The 16,889-nt window shown below is 59.5% G+C and carries 19 protein-coding genes; 7 read left to right on the forward strand and 12 right to left on the reverse strand.

Features of this window, described 5'->3' with window-relative positions; translation table 11 throughout:
- Nucleotides 1-6: 6 nt before the first annotated feature.
- The 8 genes from RGCCGE502_RS00980 to RGCCGE502_RS01015 all read right to left on the reverse strand — a co-directional run bounded on the left by RGCCGE502_RS00980 (nt 7) and on the right by RGCCGE502_RS01015 (nt 7,798).
- Nucleotides 7-1,014 (reverse strand): type II secretion system F family protein, encoded by a 1,008-nt coding sequence (locus RGCCGE502_RS00980; protein WP_016552293.1) that lies wholly within the window; start codon nt 1,012-1,014, stop codon nt 7-9.
- Nucleotides 1,015-1,018: 4 nt separating this feature from the next.
- Nucleotides 1,019-2,488: a TadA family conjugal transfer-associated ATPase gene (locus tag RGCCGE502_RS00985; RefSeq protein ID WP_016552294.1), complete on the reverse strand. Its 1,470-nt coding sequence runs from the start codon at nt 2,486-2,488 to the stop codon at nt 1,019-1,021.
- A 28-nt stretch (nt 2,489-2,516) separates the two neighbouring features.
- A complete protein-coding gene (locus tag RGCCGE502_RS00990) occupies nt 2,517-3,794 on the reverse strand; it encodes a CpaE/TadZ family protein (protein WP_016552295.1) in 1,278 nt (425 codons plus the stop codon).
- Between the two features lie 15 nt (nt 3,795-3,809).
- Entirely contained in the window at nt 3,810-4,541 is a 732-nt protein-coding gene (locus RGCCGE502_RS00995) for a CpaD family pilus assembly protein (protein WP_016552296.1), read from the reverse strand.
- A gap of 17 nt (nt 4,542-4,558) precedes the next feature.
- Nucleotides 4,559-6,052, reverse strand: coding sequence for a type II and III secretion system protein family protein (locus tag RGCCGE502_RS01000; RefSeq protein ID WP_016552297.1), 1,494 nt, complete (start codon nt 6,050-6,052; stop codon nt 4,559-4,561).
- 11 nt (nt 6,053-6,063) lie between these two features.
- Complete coding sequence (gene cpaB / locus RGCCGE502_RS01005; protein WP_016552298.1) at nt 6,064-6,879, reverse strand: Flp pilus assembly protein CpaB; 816 nt, start codon at nt 6,877-6,879, stop codon at nt 6,064-6,066.
- Between the two features lie 109 nt (nt 6,880-6,988).
- Nucleotides 6,989-7,501, reverse strand: a complete 513-nt coding sequence (locus RGCCGE502_RS01010) for an A24 family peptidase (RefSeq protein ID WP_016552299.1) — start codon at nt 7,499-7,501, stop codon at nt 6,989-6,991.
- A gap of 99 nt (nt 7,502-7,600) precedes the next feature.
- A complete protein-coding gene (locus RGCCGE502_RS01015; RefSeq protein WP_016552300.1) occupies nt 7,601-7,798 on the reverse strand; it encodes a Flp family type IVb pilin in 198 nt (65 codons plus the stop codon).
- Between the two features lie 401 nt (nt 7,799-8,199).
- Between RGCCGE502_RS01015 and RGCCGE502_RS01020 the strand changes: the two genes are divergently transcribed.
- The 7 genes from RGCCGE502_RS01020 (at nt 8,200) to RGCCGE502_RS01050 (ending at nt 13,613) form a co-directional block, all read left to right on the forward strand.
- Nucleotides 8,200-8,610: a pilus assembly protein N-terminal domain-containing protein gene (locus RGCCGE502_RS01020; protein ID WP_016552301.1), complete on the forward strand. Its 411-nt coding sequence runs from the start codon at nt 8,200-8,202 to the stop codon at nt 8,608-8,610.
- Between the two features lie 107 nt (nt 8,611-8,717).
- Nucleotides 8,718-9,332, forward strand: coding sequence for a TadE/TadG family type IV pilus assembly protein (locus RGCCGE502_RS01025; RefSeq protein ID WP_016552302.1), 615 nt, complete (start codon nt 8,718-8,720; stop codon nt 9,330-9,332).
- Nucleotides 9,332-9,907 (forward strand): TadE/TadG family type IV pilus assembly protein, encoded by a 576-nt coding sequence (locus tag RGCCGE502_RS01030; protein WP_016552303.1) that lies wholly within the window; start codon nt 9,332-9,334, stop codon nt 9,905-9,907. Before RGCCGE502_RS01025 ends, RGCCGE502_RS01030 begins: the two co-directional genes overlap by 1 nt.
- A gap of 99 nt (nt 9,908-10,006) precedes the next feature.
- A complete protein-coding gene (locus tag RGCCGE502_RS01035) occupies nt 10,007-11,227 on the forward strand; it encodes a phosphopentomutase (protein WP_016552304.1) in 1,221 nt (406 codons plus the stop codon).
- The gene (locus RGCCGE502_RS01040; protein WP_016552305.1) at nt 11,224-12,192 is read left to right on the forward strand and encodes an adenosine deaminase; all 969 of its coding nucleotides are present in this window, start codon (nt 11,224-11,226) and stop codon (nt 12,190-12,192) included. Before RGCCGE502_RS01035 ends, RGCCGE502_RS01040 begins: the two co-directional genes overlap by 4 nt.
- 108 nt (nt 12,193-12,300) lie before the next feature.
- Nucleotides 12,301-12,930 carry a uracil phosphoribosyltransferase gene (gene upp, locus RGCCGE502_RS01045; RefSeq protein ID WP_016552306.1) on the forward strand — a complete coding sequence of 210 codons (630 nt, stop codon included), beginning with the start codon at nt 12,301-12,303 and terminating at the stop codon, nt 12,928-12,930.
- 161 nt (nt 12,931-13,091) lie between these two features.
- The gene (locus tag RGCCGE502_RS01050; RefSeq protein WP_016552307.1) at nt 13,092-13,613 is read left to right on the forward strand and encodes a TIGR02281 family clan AA aspartic protease; all 522 of its coding nucleotides are present in this window, start codon (nt 13,092-13,094) and stop codon (nt 13,611-13,613) included.
- On the opposite strand, the gene deoA is transcribed toward RGCCGE502_RS01050, so the two are convergent.
- The 4 genes from deoA to RGCCGE502_RS01070 are packed head-to-tail and all read right to left on the reverse strand — an operon-like array spanning nt 13,597 to nt 16,886.
- The gene (deoA, locus tag RGCCGE502_RS01055; RefSeq protein WP_016552308.1) at nt 13,597-14,922 is read right to left on the reverse strand and encodes a thymidine phosphorylase; all 1,326 of its coding nucleotides are present in this window, start codon (nt 14,920-14,922) and stop codon (nt 13,597-13,599) included. The two genes, RGCCGE502_RS01050 and deoA, sit on opposite strands and share 17 nt — an antisense overlap.
- 1 nt (nt 14,923) lies before the next feature.
- A complete protein-coding gene (gene deoC, locus RGCCGE502_RS01060; RefSeq protein ID WP_016552309.1) occupies nt 14,924-15,700 on the reverse strand; it encodes a deoxyribose-phosphate aldolase in 777 nt (258 codons plus the stop codon).
- Nucleotides 15,697-16,500 (reverse strand): purine-nucleoside phosphorylase, encoded by an 804-nt coding sequence (locus RGCCGE502_RS01065; RefSeq protein WP_016552310.1) that lies wholly within the window; start codon nt 16,498-16,500, stop codon nt 15,697-15,699. The genes deoC and RGCCGE502_RS01065 overlap by 4 nt, the downstream gene beginning before the upstream one ends.
- Nucleotides 16,497-16,886, reverse strand: a complete 390-nt coding sequence (locus RGCCGE502_RS01070; RefSeq protein ID WP_016552311.1) for a cytidine deaminase — start codon at nt 16,884-16,886, stop codon at nt 16,497-16,499. The genes RGCCGE502_RS01065 and RGCCGE502_RS01070 overlap by 4 nt, the downstream gene beginning before the upstream one ends.
- Nucleotides 16,887-16,889 lie beyond the last annotated feature (3 nt).

Raw genomic sequence — 16,889 nt, forward strand, 5'->3', positions numbered from 1 at the left:
TCTCCATCAAATGTCGAAATTGACCATATTGCGCATGACGAACATACCGATCGACATCCAGACGGCCGAAACGCCCATAATCAGGTGGCCACGGGGGTCGGTAAATAGGACCAGCATATATTCGGGCGAGGTGAGATAGACGAGCGTTGCCACGATAAAGGGCAGCGCGCCGATGATGACAGCGGACGCCTTCGCTTCCATCGAAAGCGCCTTCACCTTCGCTTTCATTTTCTTTCGATCGCGCAGGACCTTTGCCAGATTGCCGATGGCTTCCGACAGGTTGCCACCCGCCTGCGACTGGATCGCGATGACGATGGCAAAGAAGCTCACTTCCTGCAGCGGCATCTGATTGGCCATGCGGGCGCAGGCATCCGGCACGCTGAGACCGACCTGTTGCGATTCAATCACACGCCGGAATTCGCTCTTCACAGGGTCTTTACCCTCGTTGGCGATCAGCCGGATAGCATCATTCAGCGGCAGGCCCGATTTAATCGAACGCACGATCACGTCGAGCGCGTTGGGGAATTCGTCGAGAAACTTGTTCTGCCGCCGCTTGATCAGGAAGCCGAGCACCCAGCGCGGCAACCCAAGCCCGGCGACAATGGGCAGACCGAGCACCACCACAACAGAGGCGTCAGCGAGAAAAGCCACGGACATCAGGATGAAGCCGAAGATGGCGCTGAACGTGTAGAAGCGCCCTGGTGTGATCTTTAAACCGGCCTGCGTCAGCCGCGATTTCAATGACAGCTTCTTCTTCGTGTTTTCCTGTTGCCGCTTCTCGAGATCCTTCAGATTGTCCTGCACCGACTTTCGACGCTTCGACATTTCCTGAACGCGGTCGCGGGCTGCCTTGACGCTGGCTTTATCTGCTTCCGCTGAGGCGACACGGTTGACGCGGCTTGCCGATTTCTTTTCGGTTTCCATCCGGGTGAAAAGAAGGCCATAGCAAACAGCGCCCGCCGCAACGGCGGCGAGCACGACAATGGCCAACACGACAGGATCGAACCCGAACATTTCACTAATCCTTGGACTTGGCTTCCATTTCGTCGAGCGCGGCAGCAAGGCGCTTCTCTTCATTGAAGTAGCGGGCGCGATCCCAGAAATGCGGCTTGCCGATGCCGGTCGACTTATGCCGGCCGATTAGCCGGCCCGAGGCATCTTCGCCCTCGATTTCGTAGCGCATCAGGTCCTGGGTGATGATGACGTCGCCTTCCATGCCGATCACTTCGGTGATCTGCGTGATGCGGCGCGAACCATCGCGCAGGCGGGCCGCCTGGACGATGATATCGATCGAACCGGAGATAATTTCGCGCACCGTCTTTGCCGGCAGCGTGAACCCCCCCATGGCGATCATCGATTCGATACGGCTCAGGCATTCACGCGGCGAGTTCGAGTGGATCGTGCCCATCGAGCCGTCGTGACCGGTGTTCATTGCCTGCAGCAGGTCGAAAACCTCAGGTCCGCGCACTTCGCCGACGATGATGCGTTCTGGTCGCATACGCAGGCAGTTCTTGACGAGATCGCGCATGGTGATCTCGCCTTCGCCTTCGATGTTCGGCGGGCGTGTTTCCAGACGTACCACGTGTGGCTGCTGAAGTTGCAGTTCGGCAGTGTCTTCACAGGTGATGACACGCTCATCCGCGTCGATGTAGCGGGTAAGGCAGTTGAGCAGCGTCGTCTTGCCAGAGCCCGTACCGCCTGAAATGACGACATTGCAGCGAACGCGGCCGATGATCTGGAGCAGCGTCGCGCCCTCGGGTGTGATGGCGCCGAACCGAACGAGCTGCTCGAGGTTCAGCTTGTCCTTCTTGAACTTACGGATTGTAAGCGCCGGTCCGTCGATGGCGAGCGGCGGTGCAATGACGTTGACACGCGATCCGTCCGGTAGGCGTGCGTCGCAGATCGGGCTCGATTCATCGACACGGCGACCAACCTGGCTAACGATGCGCTGGCAGATTGAAAGCAGTTGCGAATTGTCACGGAAGCGGATTTCGGACTCGATGGTCTTGCCGCCGACTTCGATGAAGGTTTGCCCGGCGCCGTTGACCATGATGTCGGCGATATCGTCTCGCGCCAGCAGCGGCTCGAGAGGACCATAACCAAGGACGTCGTTGCAGATGTCCTCGAGCAGTTCTTCCTGCTCGGAAATCGACATCGCGAAGTTCTTGATCGTGATAATGTCGTTGACGATGTCGCGGATTTCTTCACGGGCGCTCTCACCATCGAGCTTGGCAAGCTGCGAAAGGTCGATCGTGTCGATCAGCGCGGAGAAAACCTGCGCCTTTGTATCGTAATACTCGTCGGTGCGGGCAGGGCGCTTGCGCTGCGGCGTCTGCATCGGCGGCGGGGGAACCTGCTGGCGCGGAGGTTCGCGCTGGGGTTCGACGAGAACCGCAGGTGCAGACGGGGAGGGCTGTTGCACTGGCGGAGGCGGCGCGATTGTGCCGCCGGCCTTGCCAAATCCCTCGTTTCCGCGTTTTCCGAACATGCCTTATTCCAATCTACTCTTGCGGGCGTTACTTGCGCTTCAGCAGGCCGAGCAATCTACCTTTGCGCGCCTTTCTGACGGCAATCCGCCCAGTCACGATGTGTGATATCTGCGAAAATGTTTCCGCGGTTGGCGACTTCGCATCCATCTCCGAAATCATACGGCCGCTATTGGCCGCATTCCCGAAGAGGTGGGCGTCGAATGGGATGATGGCGATCGGATCGGTCTCCAGCGGCTCGCAGAAATCCGACGGGCTGATCTCCGGCCGTTTTGGCATGCCGACCTGATTGAGGATCAGATGCGGCATCTTGTCGTTGGGCCGCATCTTACGCAGCGCGTCCATCATGTTCTTGGCGTTGCGGAGGTTGGCGAGGTCGGGGGAGGCGCAGATGACGACCTCATCGACGCTCGCGAGCACCGAACGCGTCCATTCCGACCAGGCATGTGGTACGTCGAGGACGGTAACAGGGGCATTGCGCTGCAATACCTCGAGAACGGGCTGGAAGGCATGTCCTTCAAAGTCATAGGCACGATCGAGAAGGGAAGGGGCGGCAAGCAGCGACAGGTGCTCCGAGCACTTCGTCAGCAGACGATCAAGAAACACCTCATCCAGACGGTCAGGCGCATAGACCGCCTCGGCGATACCCTGGGTCGGGTCCTGGTCGAAGTCGATATTGGCAGTGCCATAAGGCAGGTCGAGATCCGCAAGGATCGTTTCCGTCGAGAATAGGTTGGAAATACCGAAGGCGCAGTTGTGGGCGATTGTCGAGGAACCAACGCCGCCCTTGGCGCCGATGAAGGCGATGCTGCGGCCAAGCGGTTCCGCATCCGGGTCAACGAAGATAGTAGCCATCGCCATCATGATGTCAGGCATGGCAACAGGCTGGACCATATACTCGGAAATGCCGTTGCGGACGAGTTCGCGGTAAAGCGCGATGTCGTTGTAATAGCCGACGATAATGACCTTGGTGGAAGGGTCGCATACCGAGGCAAGCGGCGCCAGTTCGGTGAGCAGATTGCCGGCTCCGGCCCTGGTTTCGAGAATGATGAGATTTGGCGTCGGCGCCGACGCGAACATGTTCGCAGCGGCTGCGATGCCACCGCTGGTGATCCGCAAGCCGACCTTAGACATTCGGCGATCCTGGCCGCAACGCTCCATGACCCGCTGCAATTCTTCGCTCTCGCAGAAGGCATGCACCGATATGCGAGGCAGTGGACGCATGTTTTCGAGTTCGGCCATGCGAATGGCGTCCTCGGCGTTCCGTAGCTCGGTGGTATTCTTGATCTCGTATTCGACGGTGCTCATCTTCAATCCTACCGTTCAGAAGCTATCGGCGCTGCCGCTGACGTCCTCGATGTTGCTCGTGCGCTCACGGTATTCCTTGATCGCCGCGTTGCGCCGGGTCGCATCGATGGGGGTCATGCCGCGCGGCGCGATCAGGTCTTCAGGGTTCGCTATTTGCGCGGCCAAATTATTCTGCGTTGCGCAGCCGAAGTTGTAGTAGTTCTGGTTGTTGAAATCGTTGATCATATCCCTCGGCCACTGTCCGCACTGCGAGGTCATCGCAGTCGTGCCGACGAAGGTCAGGCGGATGGGAGCCGAGTCCCCGATGCCCGTGGCGGCATAGGTGCTGTTGACGATTTTGGAGCTGGCGACGCCGCGGGCCGAGAGCTCTGCGCGCACTTGGCCGCGGAGCTGACGTGCTGCGGAGGAGTTGGGCGATCCTTCGGGCGTCAATAGGTAGACCGGTCCGGTCGCCCGCGACGTATAATTCTGCGCAAAGCCGCGGATCATGTCGCGCTGGGCGATGTTCAGACGACGATCCGTCGAAGCGACCGGGATATCGACCGATTGCTCGGCTTCGGCAACCACGATCGGGTGACGCTGACGATAGTCGTCAGGAATGCCGCCGGTCGTCAGCTGGTCGTGGGAGGCGCAGCCGGAGAGCAGGGCGGTCGCCACTGTGATCGCGGTCAGCAGCGATTTCGAAAAGCGGTATTCATACGCAGTGTTCTGCTTGTGGGCCATCGGCTGATCTCTGTGTTGTGCCATCGCTGATCCTGCTGCGCTCATTTGTAGATGAACCCGATGGAGCCATGGAATTGAGCGTCGGCGACCGGCGTTTCGCGGCCGCCGTAAACCTTGTTGACGCGGTTGAGCAGGAAAGCCGCTGCGTCGTTTTCCGGGCTGAAGTTGTCGTCCGGACGGTTGAGTTCGTTGCGGGCAACCGGGCGGACGAGATAGGGCGTCGCGATGATGACCAGCTCGGTCTCGTTGCGCTCCACCGTGCGCTGCCGGAATAAAGTGCCGAGTAGGGGAATCTTGTTGACGCCGGGCGTTCCGTTCGAGGTCTGCGCAACGTCGTCGCGGATCAGACCGGCGAGCGCGATCGAACCACCGGACGGAAGTTCAACCGATGTTTCAGCCGCGCGACGCTGGTAGGTCGGAGTCGAGCCGGAAACCGAAGGCGCTGGCTCCGATACGTTCGTCTTGATCTCCAAGCTGATGCGGCCGGAGGACAGAACCACCGGCTTGAAGGCGAGATTGATGCCATAGTTGTACGGGACGATCGTGACGTTTCCGTCGTTGTCCGTCGTGGAATAAAGCACTTGGCCGCCGGAATTGAACGTTGCGGCCTGGCCGGAAATTGCCGTTAGTGTCGGCTCGGCCAGCGTGTTGACGACCTTTGCCTGCTCGAGTGCGCTTAGATAGGTGGAGATATCGTATTTCCCTATGGAGCTCTTGAAGAGAGCCGCCAGGCCGCCGCCCACGATCGCGGTGGCGCTATCTGTGTTGGGGGAACCGAGTTGGGCGACCGTGAGGCCTCTGGAGTTCGAAACCAGATTGTCGAAGCCGAGTTGTTTCAGCACTTCCCTGCGAACTTCTGCGATCGTCACCTTCAACGTGACCTGATCTTCGCCTTGGATCTGCAAAAGGTTGACGACCTGCGAGGTTTGGCGGCCCTCAGCGAACAGGGCCACGGACCCATCTCCACCTGAACTGGTCGCCGTTTCCGTACGCGTCGTCGCTTCGCCGCCCTTCAGGAAGACCTGGGCCAGATCAGCGGCCTGTGCCGCGTCCTGGGGCGTGCGAACCGTTCCGGTCAACACGATGTTGTCCGATACGATTTCCACCTTGATGTTGGAGTCCGGAATGAAGCGCCGGAGATTGGTTTCCAGGCCGGCGACGTCGCGCTCGATCGCGATATCGAGGCTGACGATCTGCTGGCCATCGGCGCCGAAGATGAAGATGTTCGTTTGCCCGACGGTTTTGCCGAAGAGATAGATGCGGCGCGAGCTACGGGTGACCGCGTCGGCCATGGAAGGGTCCGAGACGAGGATATCATGCGCGTCGACGGGCAGGTCGACGACGATCGCCTTCTTCAAGCCGAGCTTCAGACTGCGGTGTGCACCAGGTCCAGCCTGAGTGATGTTAACGATCCCATCTGAAACTGCGTATGCAGCTCTTGTAGCAAGAACGCCAGGTGCGGCGCCGGAGAGCCCGATTGCAAAAGACAAGCACCCTGCCATCAAGGGCTTCATGTGGCGCGTCAAACTGCCCATTCCCATTTCCTTTACTCGGCCTTCGGCGCGCTGGCGGCGTCTGTAACGATTGAGCCTGATTTGATGACCTGGACGATGGCGCTGCCGTTGTCGCCGCTGAGGAGGTAGTCCGCAGCGCTGGTATCCTGTTCCTGGGCATCCGCGACCGAGCGCAAGGCCAGTGACAGCCGGTCTGCCATCTGCTGCGCGACGGCCAGCACCTTGGTTTGGTCGGGGGTTAGTTCCAGCGTTGCAGTGGTACCGACCACGGCTTTCGAGCCGTCTTCCTTTTCCTGAATTTGTTGGTCGATCGCGAGCACGCGGACGTTGCTGAGCACGGTCTCGGTCAGATACTTGTCCGCTTCCTTCGCCTTTCGAACCATGATGACGTCGACGCGGTCATTCGGCAGGATGAAGCCGCCTGCACCTGTCGAAACCGAGATTTCGGTTGCGACGGCACGTTTTCCGGAAGGCAGGAGCGAAGACATGATGCGGCTGTTTGAGTCGGCGATCTTTTCCGCGCGGATCGGCTCGCCCTCGAAAATCGGAAGGCGGACGACGGCACCCTGCAGGTCTTTCAGGGCATCAGGCTTGTCCGCTTCGGTGATAAAGCCCTGGACGACGCCACTTTGCGGCCAACCCATCCAGTGAACCGCCTTGTCATCCAATCGCGCGCCGACCGGGAGGTTGGCGCTGGAGACGAGCACACTGACGGTTGGCTCCTTTTCGACCACCGACTGAACCTGGGTGACAACGGAGCCGCGGCCCGCGAGAGTCATCGCCAGCACGCCGGCAAGGCCGGCAGCAACGACAGCCACTCCAAGTATCAAAAGGCGGGCGGGTCTCATCGATCATTCCTCGGGGATTCGCGGTATTCGCCCGAAGAATGGCTCACAATTGGTGTAATTATGGTTAATGAAAACCTTCGATCTTAAGTTAACGGAGGCTTAAATGGCGCTATTTCAGGCCTTCTAGTGCCGCAACAAAGACCGGTGAGGAGGGAAAGGCAATAAAGCCGCCCGCGGCGATAGCAATGCCGTACGGGATTTTCTTGGCGAGAAGAATCGAACTCGGAACCGGTAGCCCGGCCGCCAGGATAACATGGGCTTGTGTACGGATCAGAAGGATCAAAAGAGTGACGATGCCGCCAAATACGCCGACATAAACCAGAAATTCAACAAGAGCCGGGCCAAAGCCGAACCAGAGAGCCGCCGCGGCGAGCAGCTTTGCGTCGCCGCCACCCATGATATTTAGGGCGAATAGGACAAAGCAGACGGCGAGAACTGCAAATGCAGCAACCAAGTGCGTCCCCAACACAATGAAGGGCATTCCTGTCGTTGTTGCGACCCCGAGGAACGTCACGGCGAGAATTACTGACGCACGGTTGGGGATCGTCATCGTGAACAAGTCAGAGAACGCCGCGATGGCAAGGCAGAGCGGGAAAATCACAAATACGACTGCCGAGATCATTCCGTTGAATCCCCATGAATAGAAAGGCTCACAGCGTTAACTGTGAGCCCGATTTTCACTTAGGCAAAGCGCGGTCTCGCCGCCGCCTTAAGCCGCTGATCAGGGAACGGTAGCCGGAGCCTTGGAGGCTGCCGAGTTCATGGTCACGGAAAGGTTGTTGAACAGAACGTTCAACTTGCCGCCGAGTGCACTGGCGCCGGTGATGAGGGCGACGGAGATCAGCGCTGCGATCAGGCCGTATTCAATTGCGGTCGCGCCGGATTCGTCCTTCAGAAAACGGCTAACAAGCTTGGTCATGGTAACTCCTACTCCAGTTGAGGTTCAGCACGTCCGCCAACTGTTGCCGTTGATCGGATTGCCACAATTTAGCCAAAGCCTGTTTCCATCAACTTAAAGAGTTGGGTTACCGGTTCGTAAACACGACTAGACGATCTGGCGTGGTAAGTATTTTCTTTCCTGGTTACTTAGAATTTGAGGAAAATCTGGCATATCGCGCAGTAATCGACGCTTGTGATGTTCCAAAGATAACCTTGCGCGAACGCGCAAGGACCGGAAGCAGGCACTTCGCTAGCGAAAAGCTGTTTCTATCTGGTTCACAAAGCCGGCATCATGGACAAATTTGAATAGGTTTAAGGCTTCATTCACCAATTTTTCTCATCCTGTTCCGTGAAATCGCCGAAACCCGAAAGAGATCGAAAATGTCGTCGAGTGGCAAGAGGATCATTCCCGCCTGCTTTTTTGCCATCCTCGGCTTAGGTGGATCCGCGCTCGCTCAACAGGACGTATTGCGCGTCTATATGGATCAAGCGCGCGTTTTGAAGCTCGACCGTCCGGTCAGCAAGGTGATTGTAGGCAACGCAAAGGTGGCGGACGCAACGGTCGCTGATTCCAAGACGATCGTCCTTACCGGGCGCAGTTTCGGAACGACCAACCTTGTGCTGCTCGATGCTGACGGTAACGCAATTCTGGATGAGAGCATCCTGGTATCGATCGACGAGGCAAACACGGTCCGCGTCTTCCGCCAGACGGAGCGTTCGGTTCTTTCCTGTACCCCAAATTGCGAACAGCACAGCCAGCAGGGCGCTGAAACCGCAGCCGCGGGCCAGTGACAGTCATCAAACGACATTTTCCGTTAAACTTCTGATCCGACCTGAAACGGAAAATCAACGATCACACCTTACAACAGTGTAGTCGTAGCTGTCCTCGGATGCATGCCATGAAGGAAACGGATCAAGTAGCGGACGCGACCGCCCGCCTTCATCGGTGGAAGAGGCCGCGATTGACCGCATTTGCGCGCTCGCGTGACGGTGCAGCGGCGATCGAATTCGCTCTCCTGGCTATTCCCTATTTCATGGTTGTCTTTGCCATCATCGAGACGTTCGTCGCGTTCGCGGGTGAGCAATTGGTGTCCAATGCCGTCGATACGATGAGCAGAAAGATGCGGACGGGACAGATCACACCTGCAAACACGAATGCAACGGCATTCCGGACGGCGTTCTGCAATGAAATCGCAATTCTGATAACATGCTCTTCGACGGAAGTTGCGACGCCAAGCAAACTGTTCATCGACGTGCAGAACTTCAGCACGTTTGCCGCCGTTCCCACGACGATACCGAGAACGTCCACCAGCACCTATGCAGATATCAAGACCTCTGACTTCAAGTACCTGCCTGGCGGATCGGGTACGATCAACATGGTCAGGGCCTACTACCGCTGGCAGATTATCACCGATCTGATTCGACCTTACATTAGCAGCGTCCGCCCCACCGACGGCTCCTCCTCCTATTTCCTGATCGTCGCCACGACAGCCTTCCAGAACGAGCAGTACTGATGGTAGCTCGTGACGCGGTGATTCAACTTCGCAGGCTCGCGAGACGCTTCATTCGGGATCGCCAGGGCGTGGGTGCGATCGAATTCGCCATCCTGTTCCCGATCCTAGTGATGCTGTACGTCGGCGCCTTTGAGATCACCGTTGGTCTCAGCATCAGCAAGCGCGCCAGTCGGGCGGCCGGGATGATTACCGACATCGTGACTCAACAAAAAAGCGTGACCAAGGCTTGGCTCACCGACATGCCGGCGGTCGCCACTGCGGCTTTCGTACCCTATGGCTCCACAGGTCTCGTGGTGAAGATCACTGGCATCGCGATCGACGGCACTGCAACCCCAAAGGTGGCATGGTCCTGGGCACAGGATGGCAGCCGTCCTTACGCATTAAATTCTGCCACGACGATACCGACCGAGATGAAGAAGGCCAATACCTTCTTGGTTCGCACCGAACTCAGCGTTCCCTACAAGCTCTTCTTGTTCGCGCCCTATTTGGTGCCGAACGACAGCACGATCACCATCAGCCGCAGCTACCTCTATCTGCCGCGGGCGAGCCCGACTGTCACGTGTGGCGATTGCTGAGGTCCCAAGCTCGTTTGCCAAGCGCCCTCCACCGTTATAAGGCTTGAGCAGCAGCAGCCCGCACTACGCGGGCCGTCAATTTTTGTCGCTGGGTGGAGCATGGCGCGAGCCTTTCTTTTTGTTCTGGATTCATTTGGTGTCGGCGGCGCGCCCGATGCGACTGCCTATGGCGATGAGGGTGCCAATACACTCGGACACATCGCGGAATTCTGCGCGGCCGGTGCCGGTGATCGCGAGGGATTGCGCTCCGGCCCCCTCAAGCTTCCGAATATGTCAGCCCTGGGTCTCGTTCATCTTGCCAAGGCCGCCTCGGGTCGCTTCCCGGCCGGGATGCCGGTGCCAGAGAAAACCTACGCTATGTTCGGTTCCGCCAGCGAAGTTTCCCGCGGCAAGGACACGCCATCGGGTCACTGGGAGATCGCTGGGACGCCGGTGACATTCGACTGGGGGTACTTTCCGACGGAAGGCGAAGCGTTTCCGGCGCAGCTCACCGAGGCGCTCTGCAGGGCGGCTGATGTTCCAGGAATTCTAGGCAACTGCCACGCCTCCGGCACCGACATCATTGCCCGCCACGGCGAAGAGCATATCCGGACCGGAAAGCCGATTTGCTACACCTCGTCGGACTCCGTCTTCCAGGTTGCCGCGCACGAAACACATTTCGGCCTCGACAGGCTGATGACCTTTTGCGCGATCGCGCGGGCGCTGCTCGACCAATACAACATCGGTCGCGTCATCGCTCGGCCATTCGTTGGGGAAACGGCCTCGACGTTTCAGCGCACCGGAAACCGTCGCGATTTTTCGGTGCCGCCGCCGGAGCCGACGCTTCTCGATCGACTTGTGAAGGAAGGCCGCAAGGTCCATGCCATTGGCAAGATCGGCGACATCTTTGCGCATAAGGGTGTATCCCGAGTGATCAAGGCGAACGGCAACGAGGCGTTGATGGACGCCAGCCTCACGGCCATGGATACTGCGGAAGATGGCGAACTGGTCTTCACCAACTTTGTCGATTTCGACATGGTCTACGGCCACCGCCGGGACGTCGCGGGCTATGCCGCTGCGCTTGAAGCCTTCGACGCCAGGCTGCCCGAGGTCGGCGGCAAGCTGAAGCCCGGCGACCTTGTTATTCTGACCGCTGATCATGGTTGCGACCCGACATGGCGCGGGACGGATCACACGCGCGAACGCGTGCCGATCATTGCCTATGGACCTGGAATGCGATCTCGCGATATCGGCATTCGCACCACCTACGCCGACATTGGCGAGACGATCGCCCGCCACTTGCGGATTCCGCCGGGGGCACACGGGAGAAGTTTTCTATGACATCGCATTTGAAGAAGGTCGAGCTTCACTGCCACCTGGAGGGTGCCGCGCCGCCGGCGCTAACCTTGGCGCAGGCCCGGAAATACAACATCGACATCAGCGCGTATCTCGCGGATGGCGTCTATGTCTGGCATGACTTTGCGAGCTTCCTCGAGTGCTACGACAAGGTCTCCGAGGTCTACAAGACCGAGGAAGACTATGCGCTGCTGACCGAATCATATCTGGATGAGCTCGCGGGTATCGGCACCATCTACAGCGAGCTGATCGTCTCTCCTGATCACGGCAAGCGGATCGGGCTCGGTGCAGACGCCTACATCGAGGGCGTGTGCGAAGGCATTCGTCGAGCAAAGACGAAAAGCGGCATCGAGGCGCGCCTGATCGTCACTGGCGAACGGCATTTCGGCCCCGAAAGTGTCGTCGGCGCAGCCGAATATGCGGCCAAGGCGAAGAACCCGCTGATCACCGGCTTCAATCTTGCCGGCGAGGAGCGGATGGGTCGCGTTGCCGACTATGCACGTGCTTTCGACATCGCCCGCGATTCCGGGCTCGGCCTTACCATCCATGCTGGCGAAGTCTGCGGCGCCTTCAGCGTTGCCGATGCGCTCGAAGTTGTCAGGCCTTCGCGCATCGGACATGGCGTCCGTGCGATCGAGGACACGGATCTCGTCAAGCGGCTCGCCGATCTCGGAACCGTGCTGGAGGTTTGTCCCGGCTCGAATATTGCCCTGAACGTCTTTCCGGACTTCGCATCTCACCCTTTGCGAAAGCTCAAGGAGGCTGGGGTCCGCGTGACGATCAGTTCCGACGACCCGCCGTTCTTCCATACCTCGCTGGAGCGCGAGTACGAATTGGCCGCCGACGCCTTCGGCTTCAACGATGCCGCAATCAACGAGATGACCCGAACCGGCATCGAAGCGGCCTTCGTCGATGAGCCAACGCGCCAGGCACTGTTTGCCCGGATGTGATCCCCCAGCCCTGGGGATCAGCGTTGCAAAATGGCCTCCGCTCTTGCGGTGGAGGCAATTTCCATGAAAGAAACATCCGATACGAACAACGATAGGAAGGGCTCGGCCATGGACGGCGTAACGGTCATCGATCACCCGCTTGTGCAGCACAAACTCACGATCATGCGGCGCAAGGAGACATCGACCGGGAGTTTCCGCCGGCTCCTGCGCGAAATCTCGACGCTGCTTTGCTACGAAGTGACCCGCGATCTGGAGCTTACGATGGAGACCATCGAGACACCGCTGCAGACCATGGAGTCGCCGATCCTCGAAGGCAAGAAGCTGGTTTTCGCGTCGATTCTGCGCGCTGGAAACGGCCTTCTTGAAGGCATGCTTGATCTTGTGCCGTCGGCACGCGTTTCGCATATCGGCGTCTACCGTGACCATGAGACGTTGCAGCCGGTCGAATATTACTTCAAGGCGCCTGAAGATATCTCCGAGCGCCTGATCATCGTCGTTGACCCGATGCTGGCCACCGGCAATTCGTCGATCGCCGCGATCGATAAGCTGAAGGAGCGTGGCGCGCATAACATTCGCTTCCTCTGCCTTCTGGCCGCCCCTGAGGGCATCAAGAACTTCCGCGACGCGCATCCCGATGTGCCGGTCTTCACGGCCTCGATCGACAGCCACCTGAACGAGAAGGGTTACATCATGCCTGGTCTCGGCGATGCGGGCGACCGCATGTACGGCACGAAGTAATTCGCAATTCGTTTACCAAGTTCATTGCTGCCTGTGGCCCGGACAAGTTTGCCGGGCCATTTGCCTTGCCGGCATTAGCAACTTGTCAGCAAATATGGTGTAGGACCTGTAAGCATGGCCACGCATGACGCGGGGTTTATACAGGAAGGATTTCTGTCCCGATGCTCGTGCGTACCGTCATTTTTGCAAGCGTTGCCGCCGTGCTTGCGACGCAAGTTCCATCCATCATGGGAAAGCGTGGCGGCGAAGTGGCTCTTTCGGCCAACTTCGTTACCGGTAGCGCTGATCAGGCGCCTGCCACGGCCGCCGCTGGCGGCACAATGCGGCTTCGAGCCGACGCCCAAGGACATTACTCCGGAGACTTCAAGATCAACGGTCGACCGGTGCAGGGCCTGATCGATACGGGCGCAACCTATGTCGCTCTGAACGAGAGCTTCGCCCGGCGCCTTGGCTATACCGGCAACCGACTGGATTTTCGCTATTCGGTCGATACCGCGAATGGGCAGACGAAGGCGGCGCATGTGACGCTTGATCGGGTGGAAATCGGGGGCATCCGCGTGCGGGAGGTGGAAGCTTTCGTGCTGAAAGATGACGCCCTTACCTCCACGCTCGTTGGCATGAGCTTCCTCAAGAAGCTTGCTTCCTATTCCGTTGCGGGCGGATCGCTCAGTTTGAAGCAATAGCCACGATACGCTCGCAAACGACATCGGGGATGACAGGCTGACGCTCGCCGATCCTGTAGTTGGCGGCCAGCGCGGCGACTGACGCGTCTGCGGCATCCTCGTTGGCTGCATGTACCAGCGCAATCGGATCGCCCTGTTCGACATGGGTGCCAAGCGGCAAAATGTCGGATACCCCGACGCGGTGATCGATCCTGTCCTCGGGATGCCGTCGTCCGCCCCCGAGGTCGACGACGATCATGCCGATCTCACGAACGTCGCAGCCGGAGAGCCAACCGGATTGAGTCGCGAGAACCGCCTTGGTTACCGGCGCGTGGACAAGGTATTTGTCCGGCTCTTCCAGGAGGTCCGAGGGGCCGCCGAGCAGGCGCACCATGCGGGCAAAGCATTCGGCGGCCCTACCCGACGAAACGGCGTCAGCGGCTCGCGTTTCGCCATCCTGCACTGAGGAGGCCACGCCGGATTCCATCAGCATCTCGGCCGCAAACGCCAGAACGGCAGCCTCCAGCCGGGTGTTCTTCTTTCTGCCTGCCAGAAAATCCAGGCAGTTGCGGATCTCCACGGCGTTTCCTGCCGCATCCGCCAGCGGCTGGTTCATGTCGGTGATCAGCGCCGACGTCCGCACACCCGCGCTGTTGGCGACATCGACGAGCGAGCGTGCCAACATCTCTGCGTCTTTCGGCTCGGCCATGAATGCGCCCGTGCCGACCTTGACGTCGAGCACCAGCGTCTGCAGTCCGGCCGCGAGCTTCTTTGAAAGGATCGAGGCCGTGATGAGAGGGATCGAGTCGACCGTCGCCGTTACATCCCTGATGGCATAGAGTTTGCCATCGGCGGGAGCAAGCGCGCCGGTCTGGCCGATAATGGCGCAGCCGACATCCTTCACGACCTTGCGGAAAACAGCCGCATCAGGCGTGATGGTATAGCCGGGAATGCTCTCCAGCTTGTCCAAGGTGCCGCCGGTGTGGCCAAGACCACGACCCGATATCATCGGGACGGCCAGGCCGCATGCAGCCGCGATCGGCGCGAGCATCAGTGAAACATTGTCGCCGACGCCGCCTGTCGAATGCTTGTCGGCGATCGGCCTGTCGATGTCTGTCCAGCTCAGCGTTTCGCCGGAACGCGCCATGGCCAGCGTCAGCGCCACCACCTCCTCGCGCGACATGCCCTTGAACCAGACCGCCATGGCAAAAGCGCCGATCTGTCCCTCGGAGAGCTGACCGGAAGCAAGCGCGGCAATGAACGATTGGATGTCCTCTTCGGAAAGCGTTCCGCCGTTTCGCTTTTGGCGGATGATCTCCTGCGGGATCATTTCAATAGCTCGATGCAGCGGCGGGCGCCGATTGCGTACCGCTAAGGACGGCAAGAATGTCGTCGAGCAAACCGGATGCGCCGAAACGGAAGGTGGAGGGCATCGGCCAATCGGGTGCCAGGATCGTTTCTGCGAGGCTCAGGTAGAGCGCCGCGTCGGCTACCGACCCGATACCACCCGCCGGCTTGAAGCCGACTTTCCGACCACTTTGGCGAATGACCCGAAGCATGATGTCGGCGGCTTCCAGCGTCGCATTGACGGCGACTTTGCCGGTTGACGTCTTGATGAAGTCGGCACCCGCTTCGACGGCGAGTTCGGCGGCGCGACGGATCAGCGCCGCATCCTTGATTTCGCCGGTTTCGAGAATGACTTTGAGCAGGATCGGACCCTTGCACTCGGCGCGGATGGCCGCGACCATGTCGGTGACGGCCCTGCCGCTGCCGGTCATGAACTTCCGATAGGGGATCACGAGGTCGATTTCATCGGCGCCGTCGGCAATCGCTTCGCGGGTTTCCGCTGCAACGTCGGCGACTTCCATCTCGCCCGAGGGGAAGTTGACGACCGTCGCGATCCGTACCGGATGAGCGGTACCAAGTTGGGCGCGGGCGCGGGCAACGAAGCGCGGCCAGATGCAGATCGCCGCCGTGTTGCCATAAGGGGTCTGCGCCCGGGCGCACAGCGCGTCGATCTGAGCCTCGGTGCAATCATCCTTGAGGTTGGTGAGATCGAGGAGGGAAAGGGCGACGGCGGCCGTCTCCTTGCTGGAATGACTGGTCATTGTGCGCGATCTCCTGCAATCATTTCTTTGAGTATGGCGGCGAGGCGGGAGCCGCCGATCGGAGCCATGTCCTTGGTCTCCTCATGGCTCAGCTCACCACCTGTCATGCCCGCTCCATAGTTGGTGATTACCGACGCCGCTGCAACCCTTAAGCCCAGCATTCGCGCGATAATGACCTCCGGCACGGTCGACATCCCAACCGCGTCCGCGCCGAGGATACGGGCCATGCGGATTTCAGCCGGTGTCTCGAAGCTTGGGCCGGAAAACCACATGTAGACGCCCTGCGACAAGGGGATGCCGAGTTTCTCGGCGGCCTTGCGCATCTTGTCGGCAAGGCTGGCATCATAGGCGCTGGTCATGCCGACAAAACGCCGATCGCTTTCCTCGCCGATCAGCGGGTTCATGCCGGAATAGTTGATATGATCGGTAATCTGCATCACCGAACCGGGCGGCATATCGTCTCGCAGCGATCCCGCGGAATTGGTCAGGATCAGGGTCTCGATGCCAAGACCCTTGAGAACTTCGATGGGCAGCCTCATCGCGCCAGCATCGCCCTTCTCATAGAAGTGCACGCGACCGGACAGCATGATAACCGGCACTCCGCCAAGCGAACCGGCAACCACTTCTCCGGCATGACCCGAAACCGCGCTGACCGGGAAGCCCGGTAAGTCGCGGTATGGAATCCGTTGCGCGTCCGTCACCTCGCCGACAAGCGAACCGAGACCGGAGCCAAGCACGATACCGTAGCGCGGCGAAAGGCCGCCGAGCCTTCCGGCAAGCACGTCGAGCGCGGCGCTCATCCGAGTTCAGTCTCGAAGCTGAACGGCAGAAGCTCTTCCATGGTCATCGTTTTCTGCACGCCGACCTCGTCACAGAGATAGATCTTCGTATCCTTGGAAGCGAACTCTGAGATCTTCTGCCGGCAGCCGCCGCAGGGCGGGCAGAGCGGCAGCTTTTCGGCGATGACAGCCATTTCGACGATCTTCTTGGCGCCGCCCATGATCATGGCGCTGATGGCCGTCGGTTCCGCGCACCAACCTTGAGGGAAAGACAAGTTCTCGATGTTGGCGCCGGTATAGACCTTTCCGTCCTCGGCGCGGATCGCGGCGCCGACCGGGAACTTCGAATAGGGAGCATGGGCGAAGGCCATCGCGCCGCGCGCGGCCTCGAAAAGATCGTGGGACATGTT

This window comes from Rhizobium grahamii CCGE 502, assembly GCF_000298315.2.
Taxonomy (GTDB): domain Bacteria; phylum Pseudomonadota; class Alphaproteobacteria; order Rhizobiales; family Rhizobiaceae; genus Rhizobium; species Rhizobium grahamii.

Excerpts from the sequence above, each read along its gene's own strand:
- RGCCGE502_RS00980 (WP_016552293.1), bottom strand. The coding sequence starts at position 1,014 with ATGTTCGGGTTCGATCCTGTCGTGTTGGCCATTGTCGTGCTCGCCGCC.
- RGCCGE502_RS00985 (WP_016552294.1), bottom strand. The coding sequence starts at position 2,488 with ATGTTCGGAAAACGCGGAAACGAGGGATTTGGCAAGGCCGGCGGCACA.
- RGCCGE502_RS00990 (WP_016552295.1), bottom strand. The coding sequence starts at position 3,794 with ATGAGCACCGTCGAATACGAGATCAAGAATACCACCGAGCTACGGAAC.
- RGCCGE502_RS00995 (WP_016552296.1), bottom strand. The coding sequence starts at position 4,541 with ATGGCACAACACAGAGATCAGCCGATGGCCCACAAGCAGAACACTGCG.
- RGCCGE502_RS01000 (WP_016552297.1), bottom strand. The coding sequence starts at position 6,052 with ATGGGCAGTTTGACGCGCCACATGAAGCCCTTGATGGCAGGGTGCTTG.
- cpaB (WP_016552298.1), bottom strand. The coding sequence starts at position 6,879 with ATGAGACCCGCCCGCCTTTTGATACTTGGAGTGGCTGTCGTTGCTGCC.
- RGCCGE502_RS01010 (WP_016552299.1), bottom strand. The coding sequence starts at position 7,501 with ATGATCTCGGCAGTCGTATTTGTGATTTTCCCGCTCTGCCTTGCCATC.
- RGCCGE502_RS01015 (WP_016552300.1), bottom strand. The coding sequence starts at position 7,798 with ATGACCAAGCTTGTTAGCCGTTTTCTGAAGGACGAATCCGGCGCGACC.
- RGCCGE502_RS01020 (WP_016552301.1), top strand. The coding sequence starts at position 8,200 with ATGTCGTCGAGTGGCAAGAGGATCATTCCCGCCTGCTTTTTTGCCATC.
- RGCCGE502_RS01025 (WP_016552302.1), top strand. The coding sequence starts at position 8,718 with ATGAAGGAAACGGATCAAGTAGCGGACGCGACCGCCCGCCTTCATCGG.
- RGCCGE502_RS01030 (WP_016552303.1), top strand. The coding sequence starts at position 9,332 with ATGGTAGCTCGTGACGCGGTGATTCAACTTCGCAGGCTCGCGAGACGC.
- RGCCGE502_RS01035 (WP_016552304.1), top strand. The coding sequence starts at position 10,007 with ATGGCGCGAGCCTTTCTTTTTGTTCTGGATTCATTTGGTGTCGGCGGC.
- RGCCGE502_RS01040 (WP_016552305.1), top strand. The coding sequence starts at position 11,224 with ATGACATCGCATTTGAAGAAGGTCGAGCTTCACTGCCACCTGGAGGGT.
- upp (WP_016552306.1), top strand. The coding sequence starts at position 12,301 with ATGGACGGCGTAACGGTCATCGATCACCCGCTTGTGCAGCACAAACTC.
- RGCCGE502_RS01050 (WP_016552307.1), top strand. The coding sequence starts at position 13,092 with ATGCTCGTGCGTACCGTCATTTTTGCAAGCGTTGCCGCCGTGCTTGCG.
- deoA (WP_016552308.1), bottom strand. The coding sequence starts at position 14,922 with ATGATCCCGCAGGAGATCATCCGCCAAAAGCGAAACGGCGGAACGCTT.
- deoC (WP_016552309.1), bottom strand. The coding sequence starts at position 15,700 with ATGACCAGTCATTCCAGCAAGGAGACGGCCGCCGTCGCCCTTTCCCTC.
- RGCCGE502_RS01065 (WP_016552310.1), bottom strand. The coding sequence starts at position 16,500 with ATGAGCGCCGCGCTCGACGTGCTTGCCGGAAGGCTCGGCGGCCTTTCG.
- RGCCGE502_RS01070 (WP_016552311.1), bottom strand. The coding sequence starts at position 16,886 with ATGTCCCACGATCTTTTCGAGGCCGCGCGCGGCGCGATGGCCTTCGCC.